The organism is Sphaerospermopsis sp. FACHB-1194, assembly GCF_014696235.1.
GTDB lineage: Bacteria > Cyanobacteriota > Cyanobacteriia > Cyanobacteriales > Nostocaceae > Sphaerospermopsis > Sphaerospermopsis kisseleviana.
On the sequence record NZ_JACJPU010000006.1, the window covers coordinates 63,974 to 79,881 of the forward strand.

Annotated in this window: 18 protein-coding genes; 7 read left to right on the forward strand and 11 right to left on the reverse strand. The window is 36.2% G+C overall.

The features are described from left to right. Position 1 precedes the first annotated feature (1 nt). Together H6F45_RS05440 and H6F45_RS05445 are read right to left on the reverse strand one after the other, a co-directional pair. Entirely contained in the window at positions 2-1,060 is a 1,059-nt protein-coding gene (locus H6F45_RS05440) for a PstS family phosphate ABC transporter substrate-binding protein (RefSeq protein WP_190346683.1), read from the reverse strand. A gap of 156 nt (positions 1,061-1,216) precedes the next feature. After that, positions 1,217-1,540 (reverse strand): metalloregulator ArsR/SmtB family transcription factor, encoded by a 324-nt coding sequence (locus H6F45_RS05445; protein WP_190346684.1) that lies wholly within the window; start codon positions 1,538-1,540, stop codon positions 1,217-1,219. A 100-nt stretch (positions 1,541-1,640) separates the two neighbouring features. Between H6F45_RS05445 and H6F45_RS05450 the strand changes: the two genes are divergently transcribed. Both H6F45_RS05450 and H6F45_RS05455 read left to right on the forward strand, forming a co-directional pair. Further along, positions 1,641-3,545 carry an SUMF1/EgtB/PvdO family nonheme iron enzyme gene (locus H6F45_RS05450; RefSeq protein WP_190346685.1) on the forward strand — a complete coding sequence of 635 codons (1,905 nt, stop codon included), beginning with the start codon at positions 1,641-1,643 and terminating at the stop codon, positions 3,543-3,545. A gap of 606 nt (positions 3,546-4,151) precedes the next feature. After that, positions 4,152-4,997 (forward strand): Uma2 family endonuclease, encoded by an 846-nt coding sequence (locus H6F45_RS05455; RefSeq protein ID WP_190346686.1) that lies wholly within the window; start codon positions 4,152-4,154, stop codon positions 4,995-4,997. A 45-nt stretch (positions 4,998-5,042) separates the two neighbouring features. Here the strand turns inward: H6F45_RS05455 and H6F45_RS05460 are convergent, their stop codons facing one another. After that, positions 5,043-6,248 (reverse strand): aspartate aminotransferase, encoded by a 1,206-nt coding sequence (locus H6F45_RS05460; RefSeq protein ID WP_190346687.1) that lies wholly within the window; start codon positions 6,246-6,248, stop codon positions 5,043-5,045. 65 nt (positions 6,249-6,313) lie between these two features. Here H6F45_RS05460 and H6F45_RS05465 point away from each other — a divergent pair, with 65 nt between their 5' ends. Beyond that, positions 6,314-6,457, forward strand: coding sequence for a hypothetical protein (locus tag H6F45_RS05465; protein ID WP_190346688.1), 144 nt, complete (start codon positions 6,314-6,316; stop codon positions 6,455-6,457). Here H6F45_RS05465 and H6F45_RS05470 read toward each other — a convergent pair. Continuing rightward, entirely contained in the window at positions 6,433-7,584 is a 1,152-nt protein-coding gene (locus tag H6F45_RS05470; RefSeq protein ID WP_190346726.1) for an iron-containing alcohol dehydrogenase family protein, read from the reverse strand. The genes H6F45_RS05465 and H6F45_RS05470 overlap by 25 nt on opposite strands. Positions 7,585-7,813: 229 nt before the next feature. Continuing rightward, a complete protein-coding gene (locus tag H6F45_RS05475) occupies positions 7,814-8,335 on the reverse strand; it encodes a Ycf51 family protein (RefSeq protein WP_096571754.1) in 522 nt (173 codons plus the stop codon). Between the two features lie 331 nt (positions 8,336-8,666). Between H6F45_RS05475 and H6F45_RS05480 the strand changes: the two genes are divergently transcribed. After that, entirely contained in the window at positions 8,667-9,449 is a 783-nt protein-coding gene (locus tag H6F45_RS05480) for an HAD hydrolase-like protein (RefSeq protein WP_137666010.1), read from the forward strand. A 148-nt stretch (positions 9,450-9,597) separates the two neighbouring features. Next, the gene (locus H6F45_RS05485; RefSeq protein ID WP_096571752.1) at positions 9,598-10,773 is read left to right on the forward strand and encodes a DNA double-strand break repair nuclease NurA; all 1,176 of its coding nucleotides are present in this window, start codon (positions 9,598-9,600) and stop codon (positions 10,771-10,773) included. A gap of 161 nt (positions 10,774-10,934) precedes the next feature. Here the strand turns inward: H6F45_RS05485 and ychF are convergent, their stop codons facing one another. From ychF to H6F45_RS05500, 3 genes are all read right to left on the reverse strand, one after another. Continuing rightward, the gene (gene ychF / locus H6F45_RS05490; RefSeq protein WP_096571751.1) at positions 10,935-12,026 is read right to left on the reverse strand and encodes a redox-regulated ATPase YchF; all 1,092 of its coding nucleotides are present in this window, start codon (positions 12,024-12,026) and stop codon (positions 10,935-10,937) included. A gap of 39 nt (positions 12,027-12,065) precedes the next feature. After that, positions 12,066-12,266 carry a hypothetical protein gene (locus tag H6F45_RS05495; protein WP_190346727.1) on the reverse strand — a complete coding sequence of 67 codons (201 nt, stop codon included), beginning with the start codon at positions 12,264-12,266 and terminating at the stop codon, positions 12,066-12,068. Between the two features lie 83 nt (positions 12,267-12,349). After that, positions 12,350-12,667 carry a hypothetical protein gene (locus H6F45_RS05500; protein ID WP_190346689.1) on the reverse strand — a complete coding sequence of 106 codons (318 nt, stop codon included), beginning with the start codon at positions 12,665-12,667 and terminating at the stop codon, positions 12,350-12,352. Between the two features lie 446 nt (positions 12,668-13,113). Here H6F45_RS05500 and H6F45_RS05505 point away from each other — a divergent pair, with 446 nt between their 5' ends. Next, the gene (locus H6F45_RS05505) at positions 13,114-13,362 is read left to right on the forward strand and encodes a helix-turn-helix transcriptional regulator (RefSeq protein WP_347237707.1); all 249 of its coding nucleotides are present in this window, start codon (positions 13,114-13,116) and stop codon (positions 13,360-13,362) included. A 98-nt stretch (positions 13,363-13,460) separates the two neighbouring features. Then, positions 13,461-14,024, forward strand: coding sequence for a restriction endonuclease (locus H6F45_RS05510; RefSeq protein ID WP_096571747.1), 564 nt, complete (start codon positions 13,461-13,463; stop codon positions 14,022-14,024). 53 nt (positions 14,025-14,077) lie between these two features. Here H6F45_RS05510 and H6F45_RS05515 read toward each other — a convergent pair whose 3' ends face one another. From H6F45_RS05515 to H6F45_RS05525, 3 genes are all read right to left on the reverse strand, one after another. Continuing rightward, entirely contained in the window at positions 14,078-15,190 is a 1,113-nt protein-coding gene (locus tag H6F45_RS05515; RefSeq protein ID WP_201277676.1) for a site-specific DNA-methyltransferase, read from the reverse strand. 180 nt (positions 15,191-15,370) lie between these two features. After that, a complete protein-coding gene (locus tag H6F45_RS05520; protein ID WP_096571745.1) occupies positions 15,371-15,568 on the reverse strand; it encodes a prevent-host-death family protein in 198 nt (65 codons plus the stop codon). A gap of 14 nt (positions 15,569-15,582) precedes the next feature. Further along, a complete protein-coding gene (locus tag H6F45_RS05525) occupies positions 15,583-15,831 on the reverse strand; it encodes a type II toxin-antitoxin system RelE/ParE family toxin (protein ID WP_190346691.1) in 249 nt (82 codons plus the stop codon). Positions 15,832-15,908 lie beyond the last annotated feature (77 nt).

Genomic DNA, 15,908 nt, shown 5'->3' on the forward strand with positions numbered 1-15,908 from the left:
TTTAAAATTCCTTTTGTTTACGCAATAATTCCCCAATACTTAAATCAAATTGTGATTTTCCAGCAAATACTGTTCCGGCTTTACCGTTATGTAAATGCACATAATCAATTTTGTAGGCTTCCTCTGATAAAGGTACAGAACCTACAGAATTAACTATTGTTGGTGCTTTTTGTAAATAGAAATCTACAAATTTATAAATATCTCCCTGGTTTTGATTAGACCAAATATTTACATATATAAATAAAGGTCTAGACAGTGGTTGATATTTAGATTTTTCTACTGTTTCTTGTGATGGTAAAATTGCCCCTTTACCGTTATTAACAGCTACCACTTTTAATTTATCTTGGTTTTTTTCATAGTATGCGTAGCCAAAATAACCCAAGGCGTTGGGATCTTTGTTGATGCCTTCTACTAAAACATCGTCGTCTTCGCTGGCTGTGTAGTCGTTACGGCTGGCTTTTTCTTTACCAATTATTGCTTCTGTAAAGTAGTCAAATGTACCAGATTTTTTACCAGCACCGTATAAATTCAGAGGACGATCTGGCCAAGAACTACGTATTTGATTCCATTTGGTAATTTTTCCTTCGGCCGCAGCTTCCCACATTTTTTTTAATTCTGCTACGGTAATATCTTTTGCCCAGTCATTTTGCGGATGTACGGCAATGGTTAAGGCATCGAAAGCAATGGGTAATTCTATGTATTTGATACCATTCTTATTACACATTGCCATCTCCGCTTGAGAAATTGGTCGAGAGGCATTATTTATATCTGTTTTACCATCACAGAATTTTTCAAACCCTCCCCCAGTACCGGAAATGTTTACTTGTACTTGGGTGTTGTTTTTGGTGTTGGCTGTAAATTCTTTGGCGATCGCCTGGGTAATGGGATATACTGTACTTGAACCGTCAATTTTAATGATTGATACAGTCCCGGAAGTAGCGGCTGTTGCAGTTTGTGGTGACTGCTGAATATTGCTGGAAGTGTCAGGTGTACTGGTACAACTGCTGGCTAATGCTAACATTCCCACCGCTAGGACTAATCTTTGTGCCGTTGTTTTCACTGACTTTACCTGTCTGCTTGATAATATATCTTTGTATTCATCATTTCAAAAAAATTTGATATGTCAAGTAAGAGAATAGCATAATACACAAAAATTAATCAAAAAAAATTGATGGATTGGCTACTGAAGACTAGAAAGAGGTTTTGCCAGTGTTGCTTACTCACAACAAGAACGACGGGGAGAAAGTACAGAATTACGGTGAATATCGGCTAAATACTGTTCTAAAACCTGAAATTGAGGTAAGTTGAGACTATAATAAATCCAGCGTCCTTCTTGACGGGCATTAACGAGATTTGCTTCTTTGAGATTTTTCAGGTGAAAGGATAGTTTTGATTGACTAATATCTAAAATGTCGCATAGATCACAGACACATAGTTCACGCTGACGCAGTAATTCTATTACTTTAATTCTAATAGGTTCAGATAGGGCATGAAAGCCGGCGATAATGAAGCTAGGAGTTGTAGTTGTGGGGGTGATCATTAATTTCTCAAATACTAAAGAGGATTCCTATATAAAGATAGGACACAGTATAACCAATCAAGTTATATTATAAAAGTTATACAGTCTTTTGCCACAGTTTATGATCTGCTGCTTAAATCCAGAGTGTACCCAACCTATCAACCCTGATGATAACAAATTCTGTCAAACTTGCAGAACTCCCTTAATACCATTATTAATCAATCGCTTTCGGGTTTTGCGGGTGCTATCTACTGAAGGTGGTTTTGGTAGAAATTATTTAGCGGAAGATACTCAGAAACTGAATGAAACTTGTGTTATCAAGCAATTTGCACCCAAACAATCAGGAAGTTACGCATTAAAAAAAGCGGTTGAATTATTCAACGCAGAAGCTAAACTCTTACAAGATTTAGGTGAACATCCCCAAATACCTGCGCTGTTTGCTTATTTTGAAGATAACGGTTTTCTGTATTTAGTGCAGCAGTTTATTAAAGGTGAAAATTTATTCAATGAATTAACCCAAAAAGGAACATATAACGAAACTCAAATTCAAGAATTATTACTAGATTTATTACCGGTTTTAAAATTTATTCATGAGCGTGATGTAATTCATCGAGATATTAAACCTCAGAATATCATGCGCCGAGAAAGTGATGGTAAATTGGTGTTAATTGATTTTGGAGCATCTAAAGAATTAACATCTACAGTTCACACGCAAATTGGAACAACCATAGGTTCTTACGGTTATAGTCCTTATGAACAAATTAAGGAAGGTAAAGCTTATCCAGCTAGTGATTTATTTGCTTTAGGTGTAACTTGTTTTCATCTATTCACAGGAAATTCACCTTTTGAACTTTGGGCGAAAAATGGTTTTGCATGGGTGAATGATTGGCGGAAATCTTCATCTAATTCTGTGAGTAAGGAACTGGGGATAGTTTTAGATAAGTTGTTGAAATTTGATGTTAATGAACGTTATCAATCTGCGGATGAAGTTCTTAAAGATTTAGAAGTTCCAGAGACACTTGCAACCCGTCGTAATTTTCTCAAAAATACAGGTTTAGCTATTGGTAGTATCACTACTTTAGGGTTTCTAGCATCAAAGTTAATAGGTGGAGATTCTGGTAACGGATCAACCTCAAACTCAAATTCGTCAAACTCAAATTCATTAAACTCAAATTCATCAAATTCAAATTCATCAAATTCATCAAACTCAACTTCTCTCAATACTTTTAATTTTGAAGTTGTCACCACCGACGCATCGGGAAAAATCATCAATAAACGCAAATCATCTGCAAGATATTTTACAGAAGACTTGGGAAATAATGTCACTTTGGAAATGGTGGAAATACCAGGAGGAACATTTATGATGGGTTCACCGGAAACTGAAGCAAAACGAGATTCCGATGAAAGTCCACAACATCAAGTGACTGTTTCTGGTTTTTTCATGGGGAAATATGAAGTAACACAAAAACAATATCAGGCGATTATGGGAAGTAACCCTTCCTACTTCAAAGGTGAAAACCGTCCTGTTGAAAGAGTCAGTTGGGATGATGCGCTTGCTTTCTGTAAAAAGTTAAGTCAAAAAACAGGAAAAAAATACACTTTACCTAGTGAAGCACAATGGGAGTATGCTTGTCGAGCCGGCACGACTACACCTTTTTATTTTGGTGAAAGTATTACCCCAGATTTAGTAAATTATGATGGTAATTATCCCTATGGTTCTGCTCCTCAAGGAAAGTTTCTTCAACACACTACAGATGTAGGAACTTTTCCCCCTAATGTTTTTGGTTTGTATGATATGCACGGTAATGTAAGGGAGTGGTGTTTGGATGATTATGAAGATAACTATAATAATGCACCTATAGATGGTAGTTATTTGATTAATAACGTTAAAAAAAATAAACTGCTTCGTGGAGGTTCTTGGTTATTCAATGCTAGAAACTGTCGTTCTGGTGAACGTTGGAGATACTTCCGTGATACTAAGTTTAGTGAAGTGGGTTTTCGTGTAGTTTTGATTTCTAAGACTTAGTAAACAGTCAATACTGTTCGGTTAAGGATTTTTGTAGGTTGGGTTGAACAAAGTGAAACCCAACAAACACCTGTAAATGTTGGGTTTCGTTCCTCAACCCAACCTACCCAATCTCATGGTTTTGAGCTTAACCGACAAGTATTGAGTAAACAGTTGCATTTCTGTCTTATTTTCTATTACTGTATTTGTCATAATCAGGATGTCCAGGATTTAAGGATTTACTGGATTTTTGTCATATCTATTTTCTTCAATTATTTAATAAATTAGTGATTAAGATTCTGAAAATTTGATATTTAATGATATTCACTGATTCAGATTCATTGAATGAAATTATATTCATTTATAATCAATCATCAAAAATCTTGATACAGACAATTAAAATCTGAACGATAACAAATAACTCCCCATCCTGTAAATCCTAAAATCCTGGATATCCTGATTCAGAAAATTCAAATTATCTGCGTTCATCTGCGTTCATCTGCGTTTTCCATCCTGTAAATCCTCAAATCTTAGATATACTGATTCAGACAAAAATCATCTACATTTACCAATTATCAATTCCTATTCTCATGTTAAAATTAATTCAATGTATATTCTGGAGTTACTATGGAAAGCACTCAAGCAGTGATTAACCCCACTACTCCCACAAATCAAGATATTCATACACCTAAATTTACATTACCAGATCATACACAACTACCTGATTCAGATGGTACTTTCGTGAAAAACTTCCAGGAACATCCCCAAAGTATTGTTTTAACGAGTTCCATTGAACCAATATTACAAAAAATACATCCTGATGGTAACTATTGTATTGGACAGGATAGCGGTATTTATTGGCGGTTAACAGATCCACCAGAAAAAGGTGCAGAAGCTCCAGATTGGTTTTATGTACCTAATGTACCACCAAAACTGAATGGAGACTATCGGTGCTCCTATGTGTTATGGAAAGAATTTGTAGCACCATTAATAGCTATTGAATTTGTTTCTGGGAACGGGGAAGAAGAAAGGGATAAAACTCCTCCCAGTGAAACAGCAAAAGCTGGGAAATTTTGGGTTTATGAACAAGCAATTCGCATCCCTTTCTATGGAATTTTTGAAGCGAGAAAAGCGTTACTAGAAGTTTATCGTTTAGTAGATGGAAGTTATCAAAAGATCCAACTTAATGAAAGAGGACATTTTTCGATTCCTCCTATGGGTGTGGAATTAGGTTTAATAGAAGATGACGGTGTACCTTGGGTACGTTGGTGGGATGATGGGGGGAATTTGTTGTTAACTGGTGATGAAAGAGCTATTGTTGAAAAACAAGCTCGTTTAGAAGCTGAAGAAATTGCCCAACAAGCAAAATTAGCACAGCAACAAGCAGAAGAAATTGCCCAACAAGAACGACAAAAAAAGGAGAAGTTAGCAGCTTATTTAAGGTCTTTAGGTGTTAATCCTGATGATATTTAAAAGATAGGATAAGGGGTAGACACGGGGGCGCTACCCCTACGTTAATTATACAGAAACGACTGCTTCTTGTTGATAACAAATTCCTGCTTCTTTGAATCTTTGTAAAGCTTCACCCAAGCGATCGCAATCTGCAATTAAACTAATTCTCACATATCCTTCACCACCTGGACCAAAAGCATTTCCAGGAGTAACTACTACACCTGTTTTTTGCAGTACATCTAAAGCAAAATCTGTAGAACCCATACCGACAGGACATCTTACCCACAAATACATGGTAGCTTTACTTTTAGGAATATTCCAACCTAATTTTCCTAAACCATCTATCAAGAAATCTCGACGGGTGCGGTAACGAGTTTGCACTTCTTGTAAATAAGAATCTGGTAATTCTAAAGCGGTTTCTGCTGCTGTTTGTAATGCGGAAAAAATGCCATAATCTAAGTTAGTTTTTAAGGTTCTTAAACCTTGAATAATGTGACGATTTCCGACTACAAAACCAACCCGCCAACCTGCCATGTTATAAGTTTTTGATAAGGTGTGAAATTCCACACCAATATCTTTTGCACCAGGAATTTCTAATAAACTTGTAGGTTGATAACCATCAAAAGCTAATTCTGCATAACATAAATCATGCACTAACAGAATTTCATACTTTTTAGCAAAAGCAACAATTTCTTCAAAAAATTCACGGGGTGCGGTGGCTGCGGTGGGATTACTGGGATAATTGAAATAAAGAATTTTGGCTTTTTGTGCTACTTCTTCGGGAATAGAACTTAAATCAATTAACCAGTCATTTTCTTCCTTTAAAGTGATATTGTGAATGACACCACCAGCGATAATTGGACCACGAAAATGGACGGGGTAAGATGGGGATGGTACTAAGACAATATCACCAGGATTGATATAGGCGATCGCCAAATGTCCTAAACCTTCCTTAGAACCCAACAAAGGTAAAGCTTCACTATCAGGATCTAAAACCACATTGTAACGGCGATTGTACCATTTAGTAATTGCCTTGCGGAAATTAGCAGTACCTTCAAAGGGTGGATAACCATGATTAGCAGGATTTTGTAAAGCTTGCATCGCTGCTTCTATCACCGGTTGAGGTGTTGCACCATCAGGGTTTCCCATTCCCAAATCAATCAAATCTAAACCTTGTTCTCTTGCTTTTGCTTTGAGTTCATCCAATCTAGCAAAAACATAAGGCGGTAATTTCTGTATTCTTTCTGCGGGAGTAATCCAACTTAAACTCATTCTAAAAACCTCGGAATAGGTGATTGGTGATTGGGGATTGGGGATTGGTGATTGGGGATTGGTGATTGGTGATTGGTGATGCAATGAGAGGATTGTGGATTTTCGATTATATTTCATTAACTATCCAGAATCTAAAATCTAAAATTTTTCCCCCAGTCACCAGTCACCAGTCACCAGTCAACAATCACCCATTTTTCACTTTTAATTGATTTGGTGCAGTAGTAGAAACCATTGCGGCCATTAACTGTTCTAAAGCAACGGGAAAAGGTAATCTGTGAATATCAGAATTTGGTGCTAAAGTAATTTCTGCGGCTGTTTGCAATTCAGTTAAGGTAATATTTCCTAATCCCAAATCTGCTAATGTTTTGGGTAATCCAATCTCTGCATAAAACTTTAATAACTGTTGTCTTGCTGCATCTGCAAGTTGATTACTTTGTAGCATTTCTTCCAATCGCAGTTGTACTAAAATCCCATAAGCTACTTTTTCGCCGTGAATGCTACCATGTCCGCAGATATGAGTTAAACCATTATGTACTGCATGGGCAGCTACTGTACGACATTGTGCGCCACCTAAACCACCGATGACACCGGCTAATAATACGGTAGCATCTACAACTTCTCTCCATACTTCACTACCAGGAGATTGTAAAGCTGCTGCGGATTTTTGCAGTAAAATATCTCTTAAAACTCTTGCTTGTTGGACTGCGGCAATGATTAAAGTGTCTTGTAAATGTCCACTACTTACCGATGCTTCATACCATTTGGCGATCGCATCTCCAATACCTGCAACTAATGTCCTTTGAGGTGCAGTTTGAATCAAATCATAATCCAAAATCAGTAAATCAGGACAACGGCATAAACCCACATCATACAAAAACGCCCCTGATTCAGAATATACATTAGATAAAGCCGTCCACGCTGCACAGGTAGCCGCCGAAGTAGGAATTGTGACAATTGGTAATTGTAATTGATGGGCGACTAACTTAGCTGTATCTAAAGCCTTACCACCACCTACACCAATAATGATATCTGCTTTATGTTCCTTTGCAGCTTTGCGTAAAGCCTTTAAAGTTGCTTCACAGCAGTCTGCACCATAAGAACTAGCAACCGTATCTAAATTTTCAGCTTGGAAAATCGGTTGTAAACTTTCCTGAAAAATACTGAGAGTGCGATTTCCGGCGACAATTAAAGGACGAGTTCCCAAACGGGTAATTTCCACCACTGCGGAAGGGAGTACACCCCCACCCCGAATGACTTTAGCCGGAGCGATGGTCAATGTCAATAATGTACTAGCGGTTTGAGTAGACAAGGCTGGAGTAAAAGATTGATTAGGTATCATAAATAATATGTCAAAACTTGATATTCTTCATACAATCAGACTAATGATTCAGGTTTCTGGTAGCGACATCCATAGAAAGCTATTACTAATAGGGAAAATTCCTAAGTTTTAATATCTTAATATAAAATTAATCTTGATTGTATTGTAAGTCACAAAAAAATCTCTGGTTTGGTGAAAGGCGGGTGCAGTCAGGATCACACCTAATCACCAATCACCAATCACCATTTTAAGCTTTAGCTTCTGGCAATTGTGCAAATTTATCTAAGTAAACTTCTACGGACATTTCAGGATCTGCACGAGTTACCAAAGTTCGTTCTACCTTACCCAAGTAAACTGGTATAGATATTCCTGGTTCTGGGTGGATAATGGTACGGGCGCGAATTGTCAGTTGGTTGTTTCCGCCAGCACCTAAGCGCCCATAGGAATAAAGATTACTGGCAGCTTGGCGTAAAGTTGCTTCTAATTCTTCTGGGGTAATTTCTGGTGTTGTGGCAATTACCGCCTGGTTAGAACCGTTATCATAAACTAGGGTGTATTTAACAGCACCGGGAATGACTGTCCGACTCAGAGGTACTAAAGACAGGGAAAATAAACCTGCGGTTAACACGATCATAAAGCCGGTTGTACCCACCAGCCGAAAGCGTATACCCCATTTGAGGATAAAAGCCAAAATTGTCAGGACTGCAAATGCTATGGTAGCAATTCCTGACCATTGGGTGTATTGGAGAAAATCAGCTGTTGTAGGCATAAGGTTTTAATTACGGATATACCCATTTTACTAAAAAAATGGGTCGAAAGCCTTGCCCTTCTAAGGTGGGGGGTATGTCAATAGACCTCTCCAAAATAGAATGTATTAATTTGTCATAAGTTGTAGGGGTGAAGCTTATGGTAAAACGGAAGAAAAAACAAATGCAGTTTGATTAATTAAGATTGGTTAAATGGGCGTTAGGTCTAGTTAGCAGGAGGTACAAAGTTTTCATGTAACAAGCTGACGGATAGCTGTTCCCTGTTGATAACTGATACAAAAAATTATTGCCAATTCAGGTAAGCTGAAAACAGCAGTTTTCATCCTTAAAACCATGACAGTCAAACATCCCGCAATTTTAGCCTTAGACTTTGATGGAGTGATTTGCGATGGACTAATTGAATATTTTGAAGTAGCTTGGCGTACTTATTGTCAAATTTGGTCTTCTAGTAAGAAGACATCATCAGAAAATTTAGCTCAAAGATTTTATCGTTTACGTCCTGTAATTGAAACTGGTTGGGAAATGCCTGTTTTAATTAAAGCTTTAATTAATGGTTTTACTGATGAGGAAATTTTACAAGATTGGTTAAAAATTACCCCAGCAATTTTAACAGCAGATCATCTAGAAGCTAAAGAAATCATGAAAAAACTAGATGGTTTACGGGATGAATGGATAGCAACAGATTTAGAGGGTTGGTTAAGTTTGCATAAGTTCTATCCAGGGGTGATAGAAAGATTAAAATTAACTCTTGCAAGTGGAGTACAATTATTTATTGTCACCACAAAAGAAGGGCGTTTTGTTAAGCAGTTGTTACAACAAGAAGGGGTTAATTTACCAGATACAGCGATTTTCGGTAAGGAAGTAAAACGCCCAAAATACGAGACTTTACGAGAATTAATTTCACAGGAAAAAATTAAATATGAAAATTTATGGTTTGTGGAAGATAGACTCAAAACCTTAGAGTTAGTTAAACAGCAATCTGATTTAAAGGATGTGCAACTATTTTTAGCAGATTGGGGTTATAATACTCAACCAGAACGGGAAGCAGGACAAAATGATTCTCGTATTCGGGTAATTTCACTTTCTGATTTTTCTCAAGATTTTTCTCATTGGTAAATAATTGGTAAATATTAATTATCAGGTGACAGGTGACAGTAAGAAGATAATAGTAGTTCAGAAGTCAGGAGTAAAAATAAATCTTACCAATCATCAATCACCAATCATCAATCACCAATCACCAATCACCAATCACCAATCACCAATTATGCTTGATTTAACAAAATTAGCGGGACAAATGCAAGGTTTAAGTCAGCATCTTTCCGCAGAAGTTGCTGAAAGTAACCGCCGTTTAGAGTTAGCGAAGGAACACTTAAAACAAGCTTGTAAATGTCAACAAGAGTTAATGGAACGTCAAGAAAAATGGCGCGATCGCATTCTTTTTGCTAATGCTACACCCATCGAACCTTTAGAAACTTGTATTGATATTCCTGTTCCTCCTAAAGTTCATACTGTCATCGCTACCGATGGTTCACAAATTGCCCCTAACCATCATGAAATTGCTTATTGTTACTTATTAAATATTGGCAGAGTCGTTTTACATTACGGTCAAAATAAACACCCACTTCTCGATAGTTTACCGGAAGTATTTTATAAGCCAGAAGATTTATATATCGCTCGTCAATGGGGTTTAAGAACCGAAGAATGGATGAGTAACCGCCGTACAGCTTCGGAAATTACGGTATTATCTGAATTAGCTTGTAGTGTAAAAACCGAAGTTCCAGCTTTAGCAATGGTGGATGGTTCGTTAATATACTGGTTTTTAGATCAATTACCGATGGATGCACGCGATCGCATTTTACCCCCGATTTTAGCAGCTTGGCAACAATTACAAAAAGCCGAAATTCCCATCATTGGTTATCTTAGCGCCGCCCGTAATCTTGAATCTACAAACTTTTTACGGTTGTTAGCTTGTCCCTACCCCGTCCCTGACTGTATCAGTTATTGCCCAGATCAACTAGATCATGTACCATGTAGAAAATTTGAAAACCTGAGAGATACGACTTTATGGACAACCCAGCTAAAACCAGGACAAAGGGGACCCTTATGGCGCAGTAATAACAGGATTTTACAACTTTATGAAGAACAAACAATTTATTTTTGTTATGTTCACGTAGGTACGGAAATTTCCCGGATCGAGTTTCCTGCTTGGGTAGCAAATAGTTCTCAAATGTTAGATCAAGCATTAGGCTTAATGTTAGCACAAGTACAAAAAGGATACGGTTATCCTGTAGCAATTGCGGAAGCGCATAATCAAGCTGTAGTCAGAGGTGGCGATAAAAATCATTTCTTTGCGCTTTTAGAAAGGGAAATGATTAAAGCTGGTATAAAAAATGTTGGTATTTCTTACAAAGAAGCCAGAAAACGGGGAAGTATCGCGTAAAATAATTGATAATTGATAATTGATAATTGATAATGCGTAAGTCCTATTAATTTTGAAGATTGAGATCCCCGACTTCTCTTATTATTCTATTTTGAGAAGTCAGGGATCTGAATTTCATCTATCACCTATCGCCTATCACCTATCACCTATCACCTCTTTATCTACACATTAAATCGGAATAACATTACATCCCCTTCTTTAACAATATATTCCTTTCCTTCACTTCTCACTAAACCTTTTTCCTTTGCAGCATTCATTGAACCATGAGTGACTAAATCATCATAAGCAACGGTTTCTGCACGAATAAAACCCCGTTCAAAATCAGAGTGAATCACACCTGCTGCTTGAGGTGCAGACATTCCAGCATTAATAGTCCAAGCGCGGGTTTCTTTAGGACCAGAAGTGAAATATGTCCGCAAACCTAACAGAGTATAAGTAGCACGAATTAAAGATTTTAAACCGCCTTCTTTTACACCTAAAGATTCGAGAAAATCGGCTTTATCTTCCTCTGGTAATTCTACTAATTCTGCTTCCACTTGAGCAGAAACTATGACAACTTGAGCATTTTCTGTAGATGCAACTTCTCGGACTTTTTCTACAAATTCATTACCCGTTGCTAAGTCATCTTCAGAAACATTAGCAGCGTAAATAATGGGTTTATTTGTCAGTAGTCCTAACCCTTTAATAATGGCGGATTCTTCTTCATTTAAACTTACTTGACGGACTGATTTACCTTCATTTAAAGCTGCTGCTAATTTTTCCAAAACAGTAATTTCAAATTGTGCATCTTTACTGGTGCGTGCTTGTTTACGAGTGCGTTCAATGCGTCTTTCAATTTGCGCTAAATCTGATAAACCCAGTTCTAAATTAATAGTTTCAATATCTCGCACTGGGTCCACAGAACCGGCAACATGAATGATATCATCATTTTCAAAACAACGCACCACATGAACTATGGCATCAACTTCGCGGATGTGGGATAAAAATTGATTTCCCAAACCTTCACCTTGACTTGCACCTTTTACCAAACCAGCAATATCCACAAATTCCACACGCGCAGGTATAATTTGTTCAGAATTGGCAAGTTTGGCGAGAACATTTAACCGGTCATCTGGTACTGAGACAATGCCAACATTCGGTTCAATGGTACAAAAAGGAAAGTTAGCAGCTTCAGCTTTAGCGTTAGCGACTACAGCGTTAAATAAGGTTGATTTTCCGACGTTGGGAAGTCCGACTATTCCGGCTCTTAGCATTTTAGATTTTTAGATGTTGAACTGCAATTATAGGATAATTCAAACAGGTTTCGGGATGGTTTGGGGAATGGGTCCGGGTACTGTTTGCGGTATGGGTTGGGGTATGGTTTGGGGAATAGGTCCGGGAACGGGTTCTGGTACTGGTTCTGGGAACGCAGGAGGAATGTTTGGTTGCGGGGGTGCTTCGGGTTTTGGTAGGGGTTGGGGTTCGGGTATGGAAATGGCACAGGGATAAGTCATGGTCATTTTGGCATGATGCGACTTTCCCAAGCTAGATGATACCTTAATTTATTGGCATCTTCCTAAATGGTTATACTCAAATTTTAAGGATCACGATTTTCCCACAATTCTAATAACCCAACTGTTCCTACAAAAAATGTATAAACTGCATATTTGATGGGGTTGTGATTTTTAGCAGGTGCATAAATAACGGCGATGATTCCTTCAATAAAATGCGCTGCTAGGGCAATGTGAGCAAGGATTAAAACGGGATTTAATATAGTTGGTAATTGGTGGCTAGTTGTGATTGTTTCGATGTTCCATATTTCTAATCCCATTCCCGCAGTAATTAAGGGGATGGAGATAAATTTGATGATGGTGAATAGTTTTTGTTTGCTAGATTTGATGTCTTTAAAGTTCATGTTGTTTGATTTTTTCAACTAAGAATATTCTACATTTTATCTCATTAAATTATTTATTAATTCATCAATTCTTAAAAGCTCCTGAGTAATTTGCTGTACCGTATTTAGTTCAGTTGCCGGATCAGGGGAAACGCATCTAAATTATCTTGACAAAATACCATATTAGTGAATTGAAAATAGAAACAAAGCGATACCTTCGGTAAGCTACCGCCAACGCACTTCCATTATCCCTAAAAACAGTGATACCTACGGTGAGCTTCGTTAAAGCACCTGAATCATATCTAAAATGGAGACTTTGTATTGCAAAACGATTCAACAAGATACTACTATTTTAAATTTCTCCGCTTATTTCAAAAAACCTGTTTTGGGTTTATCCCAGATTAGGTTTTAAGATAGGAAAAAGTTCAACAATATGTTCTGACTTTAATCAAGATTATCAATATTAAGTGTCTAAATCAGTTTTCAGTGACGAATACAATCAGTTTCGCAAGATGCTTATAGATGCTCGCAAAGTTGCTAATCTTACTCAAGCAGAGTTGTCAGCAAAACTAAAACGTCCACAATCTTATGTATCTAAGTATGAACGTGGTGAACGTCGTCTTGACGTAATTGAATTTTTAGAATTAGCTCAAGTTCTAGAAATAGATCCTCTAACTTTTATTGAAAATTTGCTCACATACACTAAAGGAAGGTAGTTATTCTAATTCAAATTACTGATTTTAATGCAGCTAATACTCTTATTAATAACCATTACAATACGGAGTGGAAAGAGATTGAAACTGTATTGACTGCAATGCCTTTACATATTAAAGCTTCAAGTCAAGCTAATAAAAAAGGAGAACCTATTTTTGATCCCGTAGGAACAAATTTATATATTACAAATTATCTCAATAAATCAGGGTGGAATGTATTACCAATTCCCAATCAATATAAGTTTTTTGGTAAAGAAATTGACCTGGCAAAAGCCGGATTAGTAATTGAAAATCAGTTTTCTAATTATCCATTTTTGCTTAACAACACAGCAAGAGTAGAATTTTTATTTCAGAAACAAATTTTATTGGCAGGAAACCCTATTAAATTAATAGTTATTATCACTAAATCTCAAGTATTTCCTTCTGCTAATAGTTCATTGTACTACGAACAAGCAGTTAAACAGTTACTAGCACTCGATGAAATTGCATTGTTTAAAATACCGATTAGAGTAGTTGGTTTATTTGAAAATACAAATACAATTACATCAGCTATTTGGACTGAATATGGAAAAACTACTGCTCGAAATATTGTCACACAATATCAACGTCAATACCAAATAATTCCAGGGCGGAAAAATAATCAGTATATATTTCAGTTGATATGATAAATATACAAATATATATTTAGTCATTTTGATGATTTATTTTTAAATATTCTTTATTGACTCCATAATTGAAGTTCGATTTGTTCAACTTTTTCTGTTTGCTCACTTGTTTTATTTTGCAACTTGTTTTTTTTGGTATTGCCATTCAATTTTGGATCTGTAGGAACTTGTTCATTTCTCAGAACTGCTGCAAAAGCAGCTTCTTCATAGAATAATCTATCTTCCATCTCTTGTAAGTGATATTCTTCAGGATAAATTTTAGCTTGGCTTCGTTCTGAAGGTCTATTTCCTATTTGTAAATCAAACCTAAATTTTTCAATAGGTTCTCCAGTTTTTTCCACATAATCACGGAGAGTTTTTAAATTGGGGAAATATCCATTTTCATTTGGTTTACCACTGAGACGACGTAGAGCAACTTCATGATATTTTGGTTCAATCTCTGTCCCGATAAAATGACGTTCATAATCTCTAGCTACTACTGCTACAGTACCAGTACCCATGTAAGGATCTAATACAATATCATTTTTATCAGTTGTGGCTAATATAATTCTAGCTACCAAGTCTTCTGGAAACTGACAGGGGTGTATAGTTTGTTCTTCATGGTTATGTTTAACATTACGAAAAAGCCAAATATCACCAGGATTTTTACCATCTGGATGACATGAAAGTTCACCCTTACGACTTCCACGATAATGTTTTTTGTTTTGATATTTTTGGGGAACTCTAATAGCATCTAAATTAAATTTATAATTATCAGATTTACTAAACCAGAGAATTGTTTCATGTCTACAAGAAAATTTTTTTTGTGCGTGTAGACCATGCTGTCTAGCCCATATAATACGATTACGAGGAATTAAATTACAAGATTCAATAATAGGAAAAAACCGAATATCCAAAGGAATCAACATTCCTTTATCAGCAAAAGCTCCAACTTGCCAAAATAAAGAACCTGTTTTTTTAAGAATCCTAGCACATTCTTTTAATACTAATGTCTGTTCTTCTAAATAAATGTTCAGGGCTTGTTTTGATTCATATTCTTTACCTAAATTATAGGGAGGTGAAGATACAACTAAATCTACACTTTCGTCTGGTAATTTACATAGCATTTGTAAGCATTCTTCTAAAAGAATTGTATCTATGGGTATGTTATTTAACTTAATCTTCACTTTCGTACTTACCTCATAAATAAGCATATAAATCCATAATAACTTATTTTACGTTATTAGTAAAGTGTCATTTTGTGATTTTGAAGGTGAGTCTATCCAGACCCACCCTAACCTAAATTATACCAAAGCTGCTTCTCCTTACTAACTACCCTACCCTCATCCTCAAAACCGGCAATTTGCTCACATTAACAACATACTTTTTACATCTTCTAAAGACATTGAAACACTATCTTTATCTTCTTCCTTAGCATCTCTCAAATCTCGTAAATCTTCCAAATCTTCTAACAATTCCTTAATCTTCAAAAATTCCTCATAAGGTAAAACAGCAAATTGTTTTTCACCATTTTTTATTAAAAACTCAGGATGTAATTCAATCATTTTTTTAACTCCTATTACTCATAAGCTTTACTACGATGCTTAACCCTATACACGATTATAGTTTGTTCTTCTAATTCAAACAAAACTCGATAATCACCAACTCTTAAACGATATTCTGGAGTAAAATTTGTTAAGTGCTTCATATCTCCTTGTAAATCTTCTTGCATTGCTTCAATTTTATTGATAATGCGTTCTCTGTCATTTACAGAAATTTTCTGTAAATCTTTAATCGCTTTGGGTTTAAATTCTATTTGGTACTGCACATATTTTAACCTTTTTCAAAACATTAAGGTGAGTTCATCACAGACCCACCTTAACCTAAATTATACTAACAAAGTTT